We start from the raw sequence: 18,130 nt of genomic DNA on the forward strand, positions 1-18,130 counted from the left end.
AACCTTCAATTATCATACCTTTTTTATTTCAAAGCTTCAATTCCGGGCAGGCTTTTACCCTCAAGCATTTCGAGCATAGCGCCTCCGCCCGTTGATACGTAGCTCACCTGGTCTTCAAGACCGAACTTTTTCACCGCGGCAACAGAGTCTCCTCCTCCTACCAGGGAAAAAGCTCCGTTTCTGGTTGCGGCCGCAATATGTTCTCCAATAGCAATAGTTCCTTTAGCAAATGGCTGCATTTCAAAAACTCCCATTGGACCGTTCCAAAGAATAGTTTTTGATTTCTCAAGTACATCCCCATATTTTTTTACAGTTTCGGGACCAATATCCAGACCCATCCAGTCATTTGGGATTTCATCTACAGGAACTATTTTAGTATTGGCATCTTCAGAAAATGAATCGGCCACGACAGAATCAACAGGAAGGTGGATCTTCACGCCTTTTTCTTCAGCCTTTTTTAAAATCTCCAGGGCCAGCTCCTGCTTGTCTTCTTCTACGAGAGAATTTCCGATATTTCCACCCTGGGCTTTTGTGAAAGTATAAGTCATACCACCTCCAATAATAAGATGATCAATCTTATCGAGAATATTTTCAATTACAGTGATCTTTGTAGATACTTTTGCGCCACCCAAAACCGCAGTGACAGGGGATTGTGAATCTCCAAGGACCTTCTCCAGGCTGTCAATCTCTTTAGCCAGTAATGCTCCAAGACATTTGTCATCAAAATATTTGGCCACGATTGTAGTGGATGCATGGGCGCGATGCGCAGTTCCAAAGGCATCATTTACATAAATATCCCCCAGCATTGAAAGTTTTTTAGCAAAGTCTTCATCCCCTTTTTCTTCTTCGGTACCGAATCTTAAATTCTCCAGAAGCAGCACTTCGCCGGGTTTTAAATTTTCTGCCGCTTTTTGTGCCATTTCTCCAACTGTGTCGTCAACAAATTTCACCTGAACTCCAAGAATTTCAGAAGCTTTAGGAACCAGATGTTGCAGGGATTTTTTTTGCTCAGCTCCTTTTGGTCTTCCAAGATGAGACATCAATATGACGCTCCCTCCATCCTGTAAAATTTTATCTACGGTAGGTTTTGCACCTTCGATACGACTGGTATCCCCCACCTCTTGCCGGTCATTTAATGGCACATTAAAATCGACTCTTACAAGTGCTTTTTTATCTTTAAAATTATAATCATTTATGGTTTTCATATGGAATAAATTATATTGAAATAAATTTTTCTCTAAGATATGAAAGTGTGGAGAAATTTTATCTTTGCTTATGCTATTTTCTGAAGTTTTAGGCCTTCCGCACATTAAGAATCACCTTACCACAACAGCCGATAATGGCAGGATACCACATGCACAGTTATTTGTAGGTTCTGCCGGAAGTGGAACCCTTCCCATGGCCATAGCATACGCCCAATATATCCTGTGTGGCAACAGTAATTCAGAAAATATTTCCGGAAATACTTCCTGTAACTTAAAAATGAATAAACTGGCTCACCCCGACCTTCATTTTGCTTATCCGGTGGCCAACAATGACAAGGTAAAGAAGAACGCTGTCTCTTCACATTTTACCGAAGAATGGCGGCAATTTGTAACTAATGAACCCTATGGAAGTTTATTTGACTGGTATCAAATGCTGGGAATAGAAAATAAACAAGGTAAAATTGGAGTAGATGAGGCTCAGGACATCGTGAAATCTCTTTCTCTTAAATCTTATGAAGGTGGCTATAAAGTTATGATCATATGGATGGCAGAAAAAATGAATGATTCCTGTGCGAACAAACTTCTTAAATTAATAGAAGAACCTCCGCAGAAGACACTATTCCTTTTTATAACAGAAGAAGAGGAAAATATTATTCAAACCATCAGGTCGCGTTGTCAAACTATTCATTTTCCCCCTTTAAATGAATCGGTCATAGCCGAAGGTCTTGAAAAAGGAGAAAATTGTGATCCTGCACAGGCGATGACCATTGCCCATAGAGCAAATGGCAATTTTACCAACGCACTTCATATTTTTAGACAAAACGCAGGAGATGAACAATTCGAGGAGTGGTTCATATCATGGGTGCGCACCGCATTCAAAGCAAAGGGAAATAAAGCAGCTCTGGCCGAATTGCTTACCTGGAGTGAAAAGATTGCCGGCACCGGGAGAGAATCGCAGAAAAAATTCCTCCTTTATTGCATGGATTTTTTCAGGCAGGCCCTTATGCATAATTACAAGGCAAACAGTCTCGTTTTCATGGAGCCGCAAACAAAAGGTTTTAAACTGGAAAAATTTGCTCCCTTTATAACAGGAAACAACATCATAGGAATCACCAGAGAACTCGAGGACGCAGTTTATCACATTGAAAGGAATGGTAATGCAAAAATTATTCTCACAGATCTTTCAATTAAGCTTACCAGATTAATTCACAAAAACTAATTCATGATGGATAATTTTATTTCGAATATCCCTGTTTACCTCATTTTGATCTTTACCGTTATTACTTTTTTACAGTCGGGTATCGATAAGATCGCGGACTGGAAGGGGAACTACGGCTGGCTCACAGGTCATTTTAAAGGAACATTCATGGGGGGAATGGTATCCCTGCTGTTGGGAATCATCCTAATACTGGAAGTAATTACAGGCCTACTTGCCCTGGCTGCAATTTTCACCCTCTGGTTTAGTGATGATCTTTCCCTGGCCTTATGGTCGTTAGGCCTGGCGGGACTAACTCTTTTAATGCTTTTATTCGGTCAAAGAGTAGCAAAAGATTATGCCGGTGCATTCACCATAGTCGGATATTTTATGGTCATTATCTTCGGAATATTTCTCCTTACCGCATAAAAAAAGGGTTCCAAAACGGAACCCTTTTTAATATTCTTATTTTTCATCTATTCTTCTGAAGCAGTTTCTTCCACTGTTGCACCTTCATTAAGCTCTGCCAGGATCTCCTGTGTAATATCCAGCCCTTCCTCTGCATACATGATATTAGCAGATTCATTGGAACCAAAGATATAAGTGTAATCGTTCTCTTCTCCGTAAACCTTAACAAAATCCTTCACCTTGTTAATTAGAGAGTCAATAACTACGTCACCTTCCTGTCTAAGTTGTCCACTTCTCATTTGCTGTTGTTGTTGAAGCATTTGCTGCTTTTGCATCAACTCCTCCTGGGCAGCCTGTCTCTCTGCTTCAGACATTGTTGCCATGTTTTCTCTAAATGCCATAACCTCCTGTTGAAAACCCTGTGCTGCAGAATCCAGTTGCCTCTTAAGGTCTTCTGATCTCTGTGTAAAATCAGCTTCTACTTTTTTCATCTCAGAATACTCCTGAACAAGGACAGTCGTATCAACATAAGCCATTTTGTTTTTCTCACAAGAAGTGAAAATTGCTCCAAGCGAAAGAACCAATATTAATTTTTTCATTTTCTAATTATAATTGTTTGGCGCAAAATTAAGAAAGGATTTGAATTGACTCCTCAAATTTCCGTTTTTCTGGCACCATAGGTTTTTCAAATACTTCAAGAATTCCTTATCAGGAACCTTTATCAAAAATCACCTCCAAAGAGGGGTCTTTTAAACTTTGCAGAATAAAAGTAAAGGTGCAACAGGTTTAAAGCTGTAAAAGCTCGTTAAATCGCCTTAAAATGCGTTTATCTGGATTTTCTAAAGAAATAGGCAAGGGAGGAATAGTTCCCGGTAGACCTGGCCTTTAGATTAGAGCTGACACCGGTTTTTATCGCTCTAAATATATTTGAAGAACCATTCTTGTAATTTTCCGAAAGCAGGCTTACATAAAAGGCATCAAAAAAAAGCCCTTTTTGAGAGGTGAGGGAAAAATGTTTTGTTTTAAAAATTTCCTTCATCGCATCTGCAGAAAAGTGATAAAGGTGACGGGGCACATCATAGGCTGCCCAAAATTTTTTATACACTTCTGCATCGTGACTTTTAAAATTAGGTACAGCGATCACAAGAAGACCATCAGGTTTTAAAAGACGGTCAAGTTCCTCAATCTGTTTTTCCAGATCGGGGACATGTTCCAAAACATGCCACATGCTAATTACATCAAAAGAGTTCTCGGGAAAGGCAGCCGAATCTTCATTAAGCTCTACTCCTTTTTCAGCAGCAAGTTTTCGGGCTCCGGGATTTGGTTCGGCTCCCAATATTTCCCATCCCCTGTTTTTTGCTTCGGCTAAAAAATCACCTGTCCCTGCTCCAATATCTAAAATTTTCCCTTTCTGCGGAACTTCTTTTTCTATCCACTTTATCTTTCTGCCCAACATTAAAGATTTTACCTGTTGATAAATCCTGTCTATAAATGTCCTTTTTGAATCTGTATGGGAAATGTATTTATCGCTTTTATAGTAAGCAGGTAATTTATCCTCTTCCGGCCACGGAAAAGTTATAAGCATATCCAGATCTTCTGCTTTTCGCAATTCAAATTTCTCTCCACTTACAGTGTGGTCCTTACAAATTAGAAAAGCTTCTTCTGAATATTTAATAGGAAACATAGAGGATTTTAGAATGATGTTCCACGTGGAACTATTGAAATTTATCTGCCCATATACACCAAAAGCACCGAGATATCATTCGGGCTTACGCCGCTTATCCTGGATGCCTGTGAAACAGAAGTTGGTTGTACTTTTTTTAATTTCTCCCTAGCCTCATAAGACATGGATTTGATTTTAGAATAGTCAAATTCTTTCGGGATTTTTATTCCTTCAAGTCTGTGAAGTTTATCGGCATTATTCTTTTCCTTTTCAATATAGCCGGAATACTTTACCTGAATTTCTGTTTGCTCCAGTACCTCTTCATCCAGTTCATTCTTCTGAATATATTCTTCCACTCCCGAAAATTTCCTAACATCTCTCATATCAATATTAGGTCGGGAAAAGACTTTAAATATCTTATCGCTCTGTTTCATTATAGCGGAATTATTTGCCTCCAAAACTTCATTGGCTTCCTCGGGAACCACACTGGTTTCTTTTAAAAATTCTACGAAAGCATGAGATTTGTTTTTCTTCTTCTCCATTTTTCGGAGTCTGTCTTCAGAAGCCAAACCAATTTCATACGACTTTTCAGTCAGTCTAAAATCGGCATTATCCTGTCTTAACAGAGTTCGATATTCCGCTCTTGAAGTAAACATCCTATACGGCTCTTCTGTTCCTTTTGTGATGAGATCATCAATTAAAACTCCAATATAAGCTTCACTTCTTTGCAGTACAAATTCTTCTTTTTCCTGAACTTTTAAAGCAGCATTTATTCCCGCCATTAATCCCTGCGAACCGGCTTCTTCATAACCGGTAGTGCCATTAATTTGTCCGGCGAAATACAAACCTTCAACAAGTTTTGTCTCCAGTGTATGCTTTAATTGTGTGGGTGGAAAATAATCGTATTCAATAGCATAACCCGGTCTAAAGAATTTCACATTTTCAAATCCGGCGACAGATCTTAAGGCGCGGAATTGAATATCTTCAGGTAGGGAAGTTGAGAATCCGTTGATGTACATTTCAACTGTATTCCAGCCTTCAGGTTCGATGAACAACTGGTGTCTATCCTTATCTGCAAAGCGATTGATCTTATCTTCAATAGAAGGACAATAACGCGGACCAATACTTTTGATCCTGCCATTAAACATTGGCGAGCGATCGAACCCTTCTTTAAGCAATTCGTGAACCTCCGGCGAAGTATAGGACATCCAGCAGGAGCGTTGTTGCTTCAGTGGCTTTGTTTCATCCAGGTAAGAAAATTTTGAGGGAATCTCATCACCGGGTTGTTCGATCATCTTGGAATAATCCAAGGAACGACCATCTACTCTTGGCGGAGTTCCTGTTTTCATTCTTCCGGCTTCAAAACCTAATTGAACCAGCTCCTCGGTTATTCCTGTAGCGGCTCTTTCTCCTGCCCTACCCCCACCGAATTGTTTATCTCCAATGTGGATAAGTCCATTCAAAAAAGTACCGTTGGTGAGGATAACACTCTTTCCTCTCACTTCAATTCCCAGAGAAGTTTTTACTCCTACCACCTTACCCCCTTCAATCAATAAGCCCGAAACCATTTCCTGGTAAAAATCCAGATTCGGAGTTGCTTCCAATCTTAAGCGCCAGTGCTCGGCAAACATCATTCTGTCACTCTGCACCCTGGGACTCCACATTGCAGGACCCTTAGATTTGTTGAGCATCTTGAACTGGATTGCACTGGTGTCACTAACCAATCCGCTGTACCCGCCAAGTGCATCAATCTCCCTAACAATTTGTCCTTTTGCAATTCCTCCCATCGCGGGATTACAACTCATTTGAGCAATGTTTTGCAGGTTCATGGTAACAAGCAAAGTGCTGCAACCCATATTAGCAGCGGCTGCTGCAGCTTCACTTCCTGCGTGACCGGCACCTACAACAATAACATCATATTGATCTTGAAACATACTTCTTCCTTCTATTGTTCCACGTGGAACATTTTCATTTTTTCGTCTTCTTTGGCTCTCATTAATTCAGCCTCTTCAGCCGCTTTATCTTTATATCCACATAGATGCAAAACCCCGTGAATAATTACTCTGCGAAGTTCCTCTTCAAAAGTCACTCCATAAGCACCGGCATTATCTTCGACCCTCTGGGTGCTTATGAAAATATCACCATTCAGGATATTACCTACAGAATTATCAAAGCTGATGATATCGGTATAGGTATCGTGATCTAAATATTTTTTGTTGATCTCAAGTAGATAGTCGTCATCACAAAAAATAAAGCTAATCTCACCGGTCTTCTTTTCCTCTGAAGTAATTACTTCTTTCACCCATTTCTCATAGCTCTGAATTCCCTCCAGCTCGAAGTCGTTCTCAGAATAAAAATTAATTATCTCGTCGTTCAAAATATTCTTTTACTTTAAGCTTGTAAATCGGCCGCAAAGGTAGGCTTTGTCTGTTTAAAATCTCAGTGGTGTTGAAATATTCTTTGATCCGTTCCTTTGGGTCATTAGTCTCGTTCTTAAAACCTTCCTTACCAACAGTTGATTCTCTCTCCGGTTTTTGTCCCTGTTGACGCGCAGCCTCTTCAAGTTCGAGAAGCCGGTGTTCCAGTCTCTGCATCCTTTGCAGGGTTTGAGGATCAAATCCCTTTTCCAGAAGTTGCTTTTCTATTTGCTCCATTTCGTTCTTTACTCCATTCCCTGCAGGATTCTGTCCCTCTTCTTTTAGCCGCTCTTCCAAAGCGCGTCTCAACCTTTGCTGTTCCTGAAAGATCCTGAACAATTCCCCACTTTCCTCTTCGCCAGAACCTCCCTCGCCAGAGCCTTTTCCCTCACCTTCCTTACCTTTACCTTTCTGCATGCCCTTCTGCATTTCTTCGTTCAGTTCTCCCTGTTTTTTAATGATATCCTGAAGTTGCTTACCCTTTCCATCACCCTGACCTTTACCCTGACCCGAGCCCGAAGCTCCACTCAACATGTCCTCCATATTACCTAAAATCTGGCTAAGTAAATAGGCCAGATCGTTAGCACCGGTGATTACGTATTGCTGACTACCAACTCCGGTTCTTATGTCACCCTGCCCAAGCCGGTCCAGGGATTGTTGCAAATTATATTCCACATCAAGAAGCTTACTGGTAATTTTTTCTCCGATCATCTGGTTGCGAAGTGCAAGAGCATACAAACTGTCATCCACATGCCGGAAGTTCTCCCTCAATTGGTCCTGCCTTCTTAGTTTCCCGGGGACACTCGTATTGTCATTCCCTAATTGGCGAAATTCCTCCATCAGGTCTTCCTGTCCAAAGGAGAAAGTGACAAGATTGTCGAGGATCTTCCTTAGCATATCGGCATCTTCCTTCATTTGTTCCATTCCTCCCTGCTGCATTTGTTGCTGCATTTTCTTAGCCATTTCCTTCAGCTTTTCCCCTGCCTTTTGCTGATGCTTTTTCGCTCCTTCCTTATTCTCCTGTTTAAACTCTTCCCCGGCTTTTTGTTGTTCCGATTCAATTTCCTGCTGCTCATCTTCATCAGAAGGAATATCCAGAGGTTTTTTTAGCTTCTCATTTTCTTTTTGAAGTTCATCAAGCTTTTCAAATGTATCCTTAGTTGCGCGGGAAAGGGAGTCCTGTGCTTTTTCTGCGTCCCGCTCCTCTGAGCCTGCCAATTTTTCCTGTTGTTCGCCAAGCTCCTCAAGTTCCCGGGAAAGCTGAGCAGATTTTTCCTGTACGTAATACTTCTTGGTAAGTTCCAGAAGTTGCTCGAGGCTCCTTTCCTGGTTTTTAGAATTCCTGGAGAGTTCTTCAAGTTTTTCCCTTAACCCCTCCTCCTGGATTTTTTCGGAATACTTCTCAAGTTCTTCCAGTAATTCCTCATTTTCCTGAAGTTCCTTTTCCCTGTTTGACAAGCGTTCTTCAAGATCCTTTTTTAAGTCTTCATTTTGTGGCGTAGATTCCTCCTGCAGATTTCTTTTTAGTTTCTCAGTGAAATTCTCCATCATCATATTCTGTTGCTTCTGCCGCTCCAGGAAATTTTCTAATTTCTTACGGTCATTGTAATTCAATTCCCGTTTTTCCTTTTCCAGCTGCGAAAGCTCCTGAAGTTCCTTTTCAGATAACCTCATCTTTTCCAGGGAACCGTCAATTCCCTGTATCGCCTCCTGCTTTTCCTGCAGTCTTTGCTGTCTCTCTTCTTTTACTGTCTTCCTGCTGTATGAAAATAATCTGCTTGTAACCCGCTTATATCCGTTAATTGCATCATTATCAACAACTTCAAAGAAAAACTGATATTCCTTACCACGTTCCAGGCTCAAGGTGTCTGGAAAGCTGCTCACAAATTCCCCTACGTTACCCTTTCCGATGGAAAAATTAATTATCCGCTGATCTTCAGATTGATCGGTTGTCTCTACAACCATACGAACTGACCTTATACCGTAATCATCCGAAACCTTTCCGAAGAAATACTGATTGTCGCCATCAAGAGAATCAATCCGGTGCTCTAGAACGAGTTCAGGAAATTCATCGGGGATCGTTCTAATGTGGTAATTGAGTTTTTCGAAATTCTGCACTTGCGTGTTCGAGGTACTAATCCCGTAATTCAAAGGCTTTCTTACCTGTCTTTGCAGGTCGAAAATATCCTGTTGTTTATTAAATTTCAAAAGTGTATCCGCCAGTTGCATTTCCACATTGGTCGTTGCAGAAGTTTCCAGTTCCCATTTGATTACTGTGCCTTCAGGAACGGTGGCGTTTCCGGTTCCTTCAATGATTTCCTCTCCCAGAGAAGTGTGAGGTGGATATCCAAAAATCATCTTCAAATTCCGCATTTTTGGAACCCTAATGACTTCCACATTGTAATCCCGGGAGCGGACTTTATTCGCGGAAAGAGAAAAATCATAAGAATTTTGCGCGGGTTCAAAGGTAAACTGAAAGCTTCCGGGGGAAACTTTTTTCATGAAATAGGTCTGTCCGTTATAATGAACAGAAGCATCCTGAGGCACAATTCTACCGCTCGTACTCACCTGTATGGTCAGAACTTCATTCTCCTGTACCAGGAGCCGGTCATTATGTAAATTAAAAGTAAACGGTGCGGGTGGCTCATATGCAGTGTTATAATTCACGACCCGTTCATAGCTTCCGGAAAAGACTTCTTCCCTGCCGGTTATAAAAATGAGCAGGATAATAACTACAGGTATGGCGGCATATTTGAGATATGGCAGGTTCTGCTTGTAATCTATAGCCGTATTAAACGGCACCGGCTGCAGTTCTTCAGACTTTTGATCAATGGAAGCAAGAAGAAGGTCTGTTCTCTTATCGCTTTTACTAAGCTGCAGTAAATTGAGAAGTTTATCATTCACTTCAGGAAAATGACGGCCAATAATCCTGGATGCCTCAGTATAACCTATCCCGCGGGATAACCTGAATAATTTTAGCAGAGGGTATACTATGAACCTTCCGAAGAGAAAAATTTCAACGCTCACAAAACTCCAGAACAATATGCTTCGCCCCAAAGGACTAAGCCATAAAAGGTGTTCCACAAATAGCGTTAAGATAAAGTACAATAGTCCAATGGCCGTAAAAAGGATAAGGCCCTTTAGCAGCTCATTGGTATAAAACTTTCTAATAAATGCTTCAAGCTTTCCTCTTAATCTTTCAAAATTTCCCATGTCCCCTCCCCTTTTTAGCATCTCCTAAAAATACAATTTATTTTGATAAAGCTTCCAACCTACACATTTTCAGCGGCATTTCGTGAACCTAAAGAAACCTTTATCTTTGCTTAATAAAACCAGCATTATGTCCACAGAAAAAGTAAGGGTGCGATTTGCACCAAGTCCTACGGGACCACTACATATAGGAGGAGTACGAACTGCCCTTTACAATTACCTGTTCGCCAAAAAACATGACGGAGATTTTATTCTTCGTGTTGAGGATACAGACCAGGCACGATACGTTGAAGGTGCAGAACAATATATCATTGATTCTCTAAACTGGTGCAATATTCCTTTTGACGAAGGCCCCGGAAAAAAAGGCGATGCAGGACCTTACCGCCAAAGCGAACGAAAAAATTTATACCGGGAGTATGCTGAAATGCTTCTTGCTTCCGGTAAAGCTTATTACGCTTTTGATACTACTGAAGAACTGGATGCACACCGGCAGGATCATGAAGCAAAAGGAAAAACATTCATCTACAACTGGCACAACAGGCAAAAATTGAAAAATTCTCTTTCTCTTTCTGAAGCCGAAGTCAGGCAAAAAATTGAGGCGGGTGAGCCTTATGTGATCCGTTTTAAAATTCCGGAAGATGAATCTCTGTCTTTAAAAGATGAGATTCGGGGAGAGATGACCATAGATTCAAAGATCCTGGATGACAAGGTGCTTTTTAAGAGCGATGGCATGCCCACTTACCACCTGGCGAACATTGTGGATGACCATTTGATGAAGATCACACATGTAATTCGTGGAGAGGAATGGCTTCCTTCCCTGGCGCTACATGTACTTCTTTACAGAGCATTCGATTGGGAAACTCCGAAGTTTGCTCACCTGCCGCTCATCCTGAAACCACAGGGTAAAGGAAAATTAAGTAAGCGCGACGGGGATAAACTTGGCTTTCCTGTTTTTCCATTGCAGTGGAAAGATCCAAACACCGGCGAAACATCATCTGGCTACCGGGAAGAAGGTTATTTTCCCGAAGCGGTGGTAAATATGCTGGCCCTGTTGGGATGGAATGCCGGAGGCGGAAGCGAAAAAGAGATCTACTCCCTCGAGGAGCTCACGGCGGCTTTTAGCCTGGACCATGTATCTAAAGGTGGGTCCAAATTTGATCCTGAAAAGACAAAGTGGTTTCAGCACCATTATATGCAGGGAGCTAAAAATGAGGTTTTAGCTTCAGATTTTCAAAAAATTCTAAAGGAGAAGAACCTCGATTTTTCAACGGAATATGTTGAAAAGGTAATTTCTCTTCTAAAGGAACGTGCAAGCTTTTTAAGCGACTTCTGGGAAATGGGGAGCTACTTCTTCACCGCACCCGAAAACTACGATGAAAAAGCGGCAAAAAAGGCCTGGAAAGAAGATACTTCAGCCATAATGGATGATGTCATTGCTAAATTAGAGGAAACGGAAGATTTTACAGCCGGAAATATTCAGGAGAAGGTGAAAACCTGGATCGCGGCCGAAGGAATTGGATTTGGAAAGGTGATGCAGCCTTTCAGGCTCTCCCTGGTAGGTGCCATGCAGGGTCCGGATGTTTTTGAGATTGCAGCTGCCATTGGAAAAGAGGAAACGATCTCCAGAATAAAAAAGGCTCAAAAAGCGCTTTAAAAAATTATCACTCAAAAAAGCCATTTTTGGAAGGTTCCAAAAATGGCTTTTTTTATAGTGAATAGGGATTCTACAAGAAAAGGGTAATACCACCGGCGATCATGCTCATGTGACCCTTAGGATTGGTAAATCCTGTATCCTTTTCCTGAAGTCCCTCATCTTCCAGACCTTTCAGCATGTTATTAAGACCATATTGGTACTGTAGCCAAAACTTGGCTGTCTCCAGTCCCCCACTCACTCCTATTGCAAGATTTACATTGAAGGCAGAGACCTTTTCTATATCCATTGCATTGATATTGTAATTACCCAGATACCACAGTTCCTTATCCTGTCTCGCATCCAGCTTTCCATTTATCTGGACCACAGGACCTGCTTCAATGCTTAGATAATGATCATAAAGTTTGTAGCTGCCAAAAAAATTCCCCTGCACTCCTATCATATTGTATTCAATGGCCCCTGCAGAAGAGGTTAATTCCACCTTTTCCCTTCCGTCGATATCCAGTTTAAAATCATAAAAATTAATACCGTAGATGAATTGAAAATCATTGTAAAAGGAAGCCCGGGTAGTAAAGCCTGCGGTCCAGCTCACTTTTGGCGTTACCTGAAGATCATTTGTGACTATATTAAAATAATTGACCCCGGCCTGTACTCCCAACCTGTTGTATTGCCCATCCCAAATACGTCTCTGGGCATCCGCATTAAACGTGAAAAATAAAATACCTGCTAAAAGAAAAAGCTTCTTTAAGTTCATGAATCACAATTTAAAAATAAGCGCTAAATGTAGGTGTTTATTTTTATATCTTTCGTTAAAATTAATCCACACAAATTATGATCTCCACCATTTTAACGGCATTTTTTATACTGTTTGCCTTGATTATTCTCTTTTCGGGAATATTCACAGTAAAACAGCAAACCGCTGCCATACTTGAACGCTTCGGAAAATTTCAACGTATAAGTAACAGCGGACTACACTTTAAGGTACCGGTTATAGATCAGATTGCAGGCCGTATCAATCTGAAGGTTCAGCAACTGGATGTCCTGGTCGAAACAAAGACAAAGGATGATGTTTTTGTAAAGCTCAAGATATCTGTACAGTTCCAGGTAATTTCTGTTCGGGTTTATGATGCCTTTTACAAACTTGAAAACTCCCATGACCAGATCACTTCCTATGTATTTGATGTAGTGCGTGCGGAAGTACCAAAAATGAAACTCGATGACGTATTTGAAAGAAAAGATGATATTGCTATTGCCGTTAAGCGGGAGTTGAACGAAGCAATGCAGGAATATGGTTATGACATCATTAAGACTCTTGTGACAGATATTGATCCCGATGTACAGGTAAAGGCCGCAATGAACAGGATCAACGCTTCTGAAAGAGAAAAAGTAGCAGCCGAATATGAAGCTGAAGCTGAAAGAATTAAGATCGTGGCCAAAGCCCGTGCCGAAGCAGAAAGTAAGCGCCTACAGGGACAGGGTATTGCAGACCAGCGCAGGGAAATCGCACGTGGTCTCGAAGAAAGTGTGGATGTGCTGAATAATGTAGGGATCAATTCCCAGGAAGCTTCCGCCCTTATCGTTGTAACTCAGCATTACGATACGCTGCAGTCTCTTGGGGAAGAAACTCAAAGTAATCTCATTCTTTTACCTAACTCTCCGCAAACAGGAAGTGATATGCTTAACAATATGATCGCTTCTTTTACGGCTTCAAACCAGATTGGAGAAGCCATGAAGAAGGAAAATGCGTTAAGGGATAAAAAAAGAAAGGAAAAAGAAGAGCGCAAAAAAAGACAACTTCCACCGCAACTTCCGCGTGAGGATGAAAATGGGGAGAATAATCCCCGGGAATAATTATTTGCCGAACTTATCCCCTATAAAACCCAGTACCGAAGTAGCACCTTTGTGAATATAGGGATTTCTTAAAACACTGTTTGCAGCATCTTTAAAGATTCGTTTAGGAGAGAGGCTTTCCTTGGTTTGATTGAAACTCAAAAGGACTTTCTCCTTATCGATCTCTTTTTGAAGCTTAAGAAGCTGAAGGTCACGTTCTATTTCCCTGAAGTTCTTATATTCTCTCATTGTCTTTTATGATAATTTCATCCGTTTCGAAATCCTTTTGAGCAGTGAATTCATGGTGTTCGTTTTCGACCGGCTTCTTTTCAGGCTTCTGAAAGAATTTTTTTGAGGCTCCCGGCAATATGGCCTTCATTAGCATTTTACTACCAAAGAAAACGAAGAGAAGTACCAATAAAAGATATATTCCGGCCACAATGAAGAAGCCACTGCTTGGGGAATCGATCCAGTTACTCAGAGCTACAGCAATGGCAATAGAAAGGAAAAGTATAAAAAAGAACATGAAAAGAGCTATTGCCACTCCTTTTATGGCGGCAATAGCTCCCTGCATACTTTTATTAAAGAGATCAAGTTTGTAATACTCAGCACTACTATGTGCCAAGGCTTTAATGTTCTCTTTTAATTCCTGAAAATTATTGGATATTCTTCCGAATGCCATAAGTTTTAGGCTACAGCATTATCTGATGCACTTCCGGTAGTTCCTTTCTTTCCTTTTTTAGAGGCGACGCTTTCGTCTATGTTACTCTTGTTACCTCCTGTTCCTGTCTCATTGCGATCTTTCTGAAATTTCGCATTTTGCCTTTTAAGCTCATCCAGTTTAGTTTCGAGGCTACTAAGAATCTCATCGGCTTTATAACTTGCTGAAGATAATGTTTCTTCCAGTCTCTGTTCAAAATCTGATTTGGCTTGCCTTGCTTTTTGACTAAGGTTTGAAGAGGTCTCTTTATAACGCCTGTTTAGATCATCCTGAGTTCTTCTAGCATTCTCACCCAGTTTCTTCCTGGTTTCCTCTCCACTTTCAGGGGCATATAACATTCCCAGGCCTGCACCTATTGCTGCCCCGGTTAGTAATGCTAAAAATGTACTTCCTGATTTTGCCATGATTTTTCGATTATTAAGATTAATACTACAACCAAATATACTTTAATGCGGACGGTACTGCTGTTAATAACCGGTTAATATCCAAAATCCTATGCTAAAATATTCTTAATTGGGCAACACCAGTTCTAATCCTGATTTTTCGAACCCCAGGAATCCCTCAGGGTTACCGTACGATTGAATACAAGCTGCTCTTTAGTACTCTCCTTATCCACGTTAAAATATCCCAACCTTTGGAACTGGAATTGATCCATAGGTTGTACATCTTTCAATCCCGGTTCAAGGTACGCGGTAATTACTCTTAGAGAATCGGGATTGAGAAATTCCAGAAAATCTTTCTCCTTATCTGCATCGGGGGATTCTACTGAAAATAACCGGTCATAAAGTCTCACTTCTGCCTCTATTGCGTGCTTGGCAGAGACCCAATGCAAAGTTCCTTTTACCTTGCGCATGGACTCTTCCGTACCACTACCGCTTCGGCTTTTTGGATCATAGGTACAGTGGATTTCAATAATCTCTCCCCTATCATCTTTTATTACCTTCTCCCCTTTAATAATATAAGCATTTTTAAGCCTCACCTCTTTCCCAAGTGTCAGTCTAAAAAACTTGCGATTAGCTTCTTCTTTAAAATCTTCTTTTTCTATATAAAGTTCCCTTGAGAATGGAATTTCTCTTGATCCCGCCTGGTCGTCCTCCGGATTATTTTCTGCCTCCAGCCATTCTTCTCCATCTTCAGGATAGTTCGTGATCACAAGTTTTACAGGATCTAATACAGCCATTACTCTAGGGGCTGTTCTGTTAAGATCTTCCCGAATACAGAATTCAAGCAAGGAAACATCTATGATATTTTCCCTCTTTGCGATCCCTATTGTCTCAGCAAACTTCCTGATGGATTCCGGAGTATAACCTCTTCTTCTAAGGCCCGAAATAGTAGGCATCCTGGGATCATCCCATGATTTTACTATTCCTTTCTCTACAAGATGTAGAAGCTTTCTTTTACTTACTATAGTATGGCTTAAATTACGGCGTGCAAACTCCCTTTGTTTAGGCCTGAAATCCTGTTCTGTGCTGATCTTTTCAAGGAACCAGTTGTATAATTCCCGGTGTGGTAAAAATTCCAGGGTACAGAAAGAATGAGAAACAGATTCAATGTAATCACTCTGCCCATGCGCCCAATCGTATAAAGGATAGATCATCCAGTCATTTCCTGTGCGATGATGCTTGCGGTGCAACGTACGGTACATCACAGGATCCCGCATCAACATATTTTTTGCAGACATATCGATCTTAGCCCTCAAAACGTGCTCCCCTTCTTTGGTCTCCCCGTCTTTCATCTTCCTGAAAAGCTCCAGGTTCTCCTCTACAGACCTGTCACGGTAAGGACTGTTCTTACCCGGTTCTGTTGGGGTTCCTTTCTGTTCGGCCATTACTGCGGAAGCCTGACTGTCAACATAGGCATCTCCTGACTTTATCAGCATCACTGCCCAGTCATACAGCTGTTGGAAATAATCTGAAGCATAACACTCCTTAGCCCATTTGAAGCCCAGCCATTCTACGTCCCGTTTGATAGCATCTACATATTCCTGTTCTTCTTTAATAGGGTTAGTGTCATCAAATCGCAGGTTCACCGGTGCATTGTATTTTTCTCCAAGCCCAAAGTTCAGGCAAATAGAAGACGCATGACCAATGTGCAGATAGCCGTTAGGTTCCGGTGGGAATCTAAACTGCAGGTCTTCTTTTTTATAGTCTTTCTTTAGATCATCTTCTATAATCTGCTCAATAAAATTGAGGGATCTTTTTTCTTCAGCCATAGTATAAAATTGAAGGCCCAAAATTACAGAAAATAAACATCATTTCCGCTCTGTGTATAATGTCTTCTGATTTGTCCTTATCTTCGCAAAAAATCAGATTTTGGGAAGTATAAAACTGAGAAATATTAAGGTCTTTGCCTATCACGGCTGCCTGGAGGAAGAAGGGCAGATTGGCAGTGATTACAGAGTTGATCTTACTGTAAAAGGAGACCTCTCACTTTCGGCAAAGACAGACGCTTTAAAAGATACTATTGATTACGTGCACCTGAACAAAATTGTAAAGGAGGAGATGGCCATCCGCTCAAAACTTTTGGAAACAGTTGCTGAAAGAATTTTGAACCGGGTTATGAATGAACTTCTGATTGTTCAAAAGGTAACGGTAGAAGTGTCAAAGATCAATCCTCCTATCGGAGGAAATGTCGCTATGGTGCGCGTTAAACGGAGTAAAAACAGGTAAAATTTTGTTAATTCTCCGGGACCTGCAAAAGCATAGCCTCAAAAAGAGAAATTTTATTACATTTGCCTTCCGTAAGAATAACGGCATCGTGGCCGAGTGGCTAGGCAGAGCTCTGCAAAAGCTTGTACAGCGGTTCGAATCCGCTCGATGCCTCCAAAAAATAGCTCCTTTTCCAGGGAGCTATTTTTTTATTCAAAATTTAAAATTCAGGATTCAAAATTCTTATTTCCTCCACATCCGGAATCCACCAATCACACGCAAGGGAATTAAAAAGACAGTCTTTCTTCTGCAGAAAAGACTTTCAAAAATGACATTTTTGAATGCCTGATAATTTAATTTTCTGAATGTTTAAAGATCTTTAGGTAAGGCATTTCACCATTTTACCGGTTACCATTAACAATTCACAAATAACAATTAACTAACACACTATTCAAAGTACTGGATATAAGCACCAGATTCCGGAGTAATATTGTCGATTTGATTCTGTATCTGATTAATTTCCTGTGGAATTAGACCTTGTGCAACCAGGAATATTCCGAAAATTATAAGGAGAATACTTATTGCCTTTTTTACATTGTATATACGCCCCGGGGTAAGCTTTTGATTCAGCTTTTTGGCCGCAAGGATCTTAAAAATGTCAATTATCAGGTAAGTTCCCAGCACCGAACCAAAGAAAATTACCATTCTGTCAGTTTCCATTTCCAATTGAGGTCCAAAAACGATAATAAGTCCCAGCCAGAAACCAAGTACTCCAATATTAATAAAATTGAGCAGGAATCCCTTGGCAGCAAGACCTAAGTAGTCTCTTTTGTTGAGCTTCTGAATTTCGGGAACCTCTTCATGTTGCAGCACCCTTTTGTTTTGTACAAACTGAATGATCCCGTAAGTAACCAGAATGCCTCCCCCAAAGATGAAAAGTGCAGGATCATCCTTTATGCTGTTAAGAAGTTTGGTAGTACTTAAATAAGCAATAAGGAGAAAAATGATATCGGCAAATATCACTCCTACATCAAAGGAAATTGCCGCCCTAAAGCCTTTAATAGCAGCTGTTTCGAGTAATACGAAAAATACGGGCCCTAATAAAAAAGCGAGAAAAAATCCTAAAGGTATAGCAGCCAGTATATCCTGAAACATTCAGATCTTTTAAAAACACAAAGATAG

The 18,130-nt window shown here is 40.7% G+C and carries 17 protein-coding genes and 1 tRNA gene; 6 read left to right on the forward strand and 12 right to left on the reverse strand.

The features are described 5' to 3' along the window. Positions 1 to 23 precede the first annotated feature (23 nt). Positions 24 to 1,205 carry a phosphoglycerate kinase gene (locus tag G564_RS0103075; RefSeq protein WP_029036370.1) on the reverse strand — a complete coding sequence of 394 codons (1,182 nt, stop codon included), beginning with the start codon at positions 1,203 to 1,205 and terminating at the stop codon, positions 24 to 26. Positions 1,206 to 1,275: 70 nt separating this feature from the next. On the opposite strand from G564_RS0103075, the gene G564_RS0103080 reads away from it, so the two are divergent. Together G564_RS0103080 and G564_RS0103085 are read left to right on the forward strand one after the other, a co-directional pair. Further along, the gene (locus G564_RS0103080; RefSeq protein ID WP_029036371.1) at positions 1,276 to 2,424 is read left to right on the forward strand and encodes a DNA polymerase III subunit; all 1,149 of its coding nucleotides are present in this window, start codon (positions 1,276 to 1,278) and stop codon (positions 2,422 to 2,424) included. Between the two features lie 3 nt (positions 2,425 to 2,427). Then, on the forward strand, positions 2,428 to 2,829 hold the full coding sequence (locus tag G564_RS0103085; RefSeq protein WP_316928839.1) for a DoxX family protein: 402 nt from the start codon (positions 2,428 to 2,430) through the stop codon (positions 2,827 to 2,829). A gap of 47 nt (positions 2,830 to 2,876) precedes the next feature. Here the strand turns inward: G564_RS0103085 and G564_RS0103090 are convergent, their stop codons facing one another. From G564_RS0103090 to G564_RS0103110, 5 genes are all read right to left on the reverse strand, one after another. Next, positions 2,877 to 3,407, reverse strand: coding sequence for an OmpH family outer membrane protein (locus tag G564_RS0103090; RefSeq protein WP_029036373.1), 531 nt, complete (start codon positions 3,405 to 3,407; stop codon positions 2,877 to 2,879). A 227-nt stretch (positions 3,408 to 3,634) separates the two neighbouring features. After that, complete coding sequence (locus G564_RS0103095; RefSeq protein WP_051205274.1) at positions 3,635 to 4,492, reverse strand: class I SAM-dependent methyltransferase; 858 nt, start codon at positions 4,490 to 4,492, stop codon at positions 3,635 to 3,637. Between the two features lie 41 nt (positions 4,493 to 4,533). Beyond that, positions 4,534 to 6,405: a tRNA uridine-5-carboxymethylaminomethyl(34) synthesis enzyme MnmG gene (gene mnmG / locus G564_RS0103100; RefSeq protein WP_029036375.1), complete on the reverse strand. Its 1,872-nt coding sequence runs from the start codon at positions 6,403 to 6,405 to the stop codon at positions 4,534 to 4,536. 11 nt (positions 6,406 to 6,416) lie between these two features. Continuing rightward, positions 6,417 to 6,836 (reverse strand): rRNA maturation RNase YbeY, encoded by a 420-nt coding sequence (ybeY, locus tag G564_RS0103105; RefSeq protein WP_029036376.1) that lies wholly within the window; start codon positions 6,834 to 6,836, stop codon positions 6,417 to 6,419. Continuing rightward, complete coding sequence (locus G564_RS0103110; RefSeq protein ID WP_029036377.1) at positions 6,829 to 10,101, reverse strand: hypothetical protein; 3,273 nt, start codon at positions 10,099 to 10,101, stop codon at positions 6,829 to 6,831. The genes ybeY and G564_RS0103110 overlap by 8 nt, the downstream gene beginning before the upstream one ends. 127 nt (positions 10,102 to 10,228) lie before the next feature. Between G564_RS0103110 and gltX the strand changes: the two genes are divergently transcribed. Beyond that, positions 10,229 to 11,752 carry a glutamate--tRNA ligase gene (gene gltX, locus G564_RS0103115; protein WP_037373382.1) on the forward strand — a complete coding sequence of 508 codons (1,524 nt, stop codon included), beginning with the start codon at positions 10,229 to 10,231 and terminating at the stop codon, positions 11,750 to 11,752. Positions 11,753 to 11,822: 70 nt separating this feature from the next. On the opposite strand, the gene G564_RS19775 is transcribed toward gltX, so the two are convergent. After that, on the reverse strand, positions 11,823 to 12,503 hold the full coding sequence (locus tag G564_RS19775) for a hypothetical protein (RefSeq protein ID WP_051205276.1): 681 nt from the start codon (positions 12,501 to 12,503) through the stop codon (positions 11,823 to 11,825). A gap of 77 nt (positions 12,504 to 12,580) precedes the next feature. On the opposite strand from G564_RS19775, the gene G564_RS18440 reads away from it, so the two are divergent. Further along, a complete protein-coding gene (locus G564_RS18440) occupies positions 12,581 to 13,600 on the forward strand; it encodes an SPFH domain-containing protein (protein WP_037373383.1) in 1,020 nt (339 codons plus the stop codon). On the opposite strand, the gene G564_RS0103130 is transcribed toward G564_RS18440, so the two are convergent. The 4 genes from G564_RS0103130 to G564_RS0103145 all read right to left on the reverse strand — a co-directional run bounded on the left by G564_RS0103130 (position 13,601) and on the right by G564_RS0103145 (position 16,512). Continuing rightward, on the reverse strand, positions 13,601 to 13,828 hold the full coding sequence (locus G564_RS0103130; protein WP_029036379.1) for a DUF6327 family protein: 228 nt from the start codon (positions 13,826 to 13,828) through the stop codon (positions 13,601 to 13,603). Continuing rightward, positions 13,815 to 14,261: a phage holin family protein gene (locus G564_RS18445; protein WP_051205277.1), complete on the reverse strand. Its 447-nt coding sequence runs from the start codon at positions 14,259 to 14,261 to the stop codon at positions 13,815 to 13,817. Before G564_RS18445 ends, G564_RS0103130 begins: the two co-directional genes overlap by 14 nt. Before the next feature lie 5 nt (positions 14,262 to 14,266). Beyond that, positions 14,267 to 14,704 (reverse strand): YtxH domain-containing protein, encoded by a 438-nt coding sequence (locus G564_RS18450; RefSeq protein WP_051205278.1) that lies wholly within the window; start codon positions 14,702 to 14,704, stop codon positions 14,267 to 14,269. A gap of 125 nt (positions 14,705 to 14,829) precedes the next feature. Further along, on the reverse strand, positions 14,830 to 16,512 hold the full coding sequence (locus G564_RS0103145) for a glutamine--tRNA ligase/YqeY domain fusion protein (protein WP_029036380.1): 1,683 nt from the start codon (positions 16,510 to 16,512) through the stop codon (positions 14,830 to 14,832). Between the two features lie 100 nt (positions 16,513 to 16,612). Between G564_RS0103145 and folB the strand changes: the two genes are divergently transcribed. Together folB and G564_RS0103155 are read left to right on the forward strand one after the other, a co-directional pair. Beyond that, entirely contained in the window at positions 16,613 to 16,969 is a 357-nt protein-coding gene (gene folB / locus G564_RS0103150) for a dihydroneopterin aldolase (RefSeq protein WP_029036381.1), read from the forward strand. Positions 16,970 to 17,051: 82 nt separating this feature from the next. Continuing rightward, positions 17,052 to 17,125: transfer RNA gene (locus G564_RS0103155), tRNA-Cys, on the forward strand. A gap of 270 nt (positions 17,126 to 17,395) precedes the next feature. Here G564_RS0103155 and G564_RS0103160 read toward each other — a convergent pair. Further along, positions 17,396 to 18,103 carry a LysE family translocator gene (locus G564_RS0103160; protein ID WP_029036382.1) on the reverse strand — a complete coding sequence of 236 codons (708 nt, stop codon included), beginning with the start codon at positions 18,101 to 18,103 and terminating at the stop codon, positions 17,396 to 17,398. Positions 18,104 to 18,130: the final 27 nt, after the last annotated feature.

Origin of the sequence: Salinimicrobium xinjiangense DSM 19287 (assembly GCF_000423585.1) — a bacterium.
In the GTDB taxonomy this organism is placed as follows: Bacteria; Bacteroidota; Bacteroidia; order Flavobacteriales; family Flavobacteriaceae; genus Salinimicrobium; species Salinimicrobium xinjiangense.

Excerpts from the sequence above, each read along its gene's own strand:
- G564_RS0103075 (WP_029036370.1), bottom strand. The coding sequence starts at position 1,205 with ATGAAAACCATAAATGATTATAATTTTAAAGATAAAAAAGCACTTGTA.
- G564_RS0103080 (WP_029036371.1), top strand. The coding sequence starts at position 1,276 with ATGCTATTTTCTGAAGTTTTAGGCCTTCCGCACATTAAGAATCACCTT.
- G564_RS0103085 (WP_316928839.1), top strand. The coding sequence starts at position 2,428 with ATGATGGATAATTTTATTTCGAATATCCCTGTTTACCTCATTTTGATC.
- G564_RS0103090 (WP_029036373.1), bottom strand. The coding sequence starts at position 3,407 with ATGAAAAAATTAATATTGGTTCTTTCGCTTGGAGCAATTTTCACTTCT.
- G564_RS0103095 (WP_051205274.1), bottom strand. The coding sequence starts at position 4,492 with ATGTTTCCTATTAAATATTCAGAAGAAGCTTTTCTAATTTGTAAGGAC.
- mnmG (WP_029036375.1), bottom strand. The coding sequence starts at position 6,405 with ATGTTTCAAGATCAATATGATGTTATTGTTGTAGGTGCCGGTCACGCA.
- G564_RS0103110 (WP_029036377.1), bottom strand. The coding sequence starts at position 10,101 with ATGGGAAATTTTGAAAGATTAAGAGGAAAGCTTGAAGCATTTATTAGA.
- gltX (WP_037373382.1), top strand. The coding sequence starts at position 10,229 with ATGTCCACAGAAAAAGTAAGGGTGCGATTTGCACCAAGTCCTACGGGA.
- G564_RS19775 (WP_051205276.1), bottom strand. The coding sequence starts at position 12,503 with ATGAACTTAAAGAAGCTTTTTCTTTTAGCAGGTATTTTATTTTTCACG.
- G564_RS18440 (WP_037373383.1), top strand. The coding sequence starts at position 12,581 with ATGATCTCCACCATTTTAACGGCATTTTTTATACTGTTTGCCTTGATT.
- G564_RS0103130 (WP_029036379.1), bottom strand. The coding sequence starts at position 13,828 with ATGAGAGAATATAAGAACTTCAGGGAAATAGAACGTGACCTTCAGCTT.
- G564_RS18445 (WP_051205277.1), bottom strand. The coding sequence starts at position 14,261 with ATGGCATTCGGAAGAATATCCAATAATTTTCAGGAATTAAAAGAGAAC.
- G564_RS18450 (WP_051205278.1), bottom strand. The coding sequence starts at position 14,704 with ATGGCAAAATCAGGAAGTACATTTTTAGCATTACTAACCGGGGCAGCA.
- G564_RS0103145 (WP_029036380.1), bottom strand. The coding sequence starts at position 16,512 with ATGGCTGAAGAAAAAAGATCCCTCAATTTTATTGAGCAGATTATAGAA.
- G564_RS0103160 (WP_029036382.1), bottom strand. The coding sequence starts at position 18,103 with ATGTTTCAGGATATACTGGCTGCTATACCTTTAGGATTTTTTCTCGCT.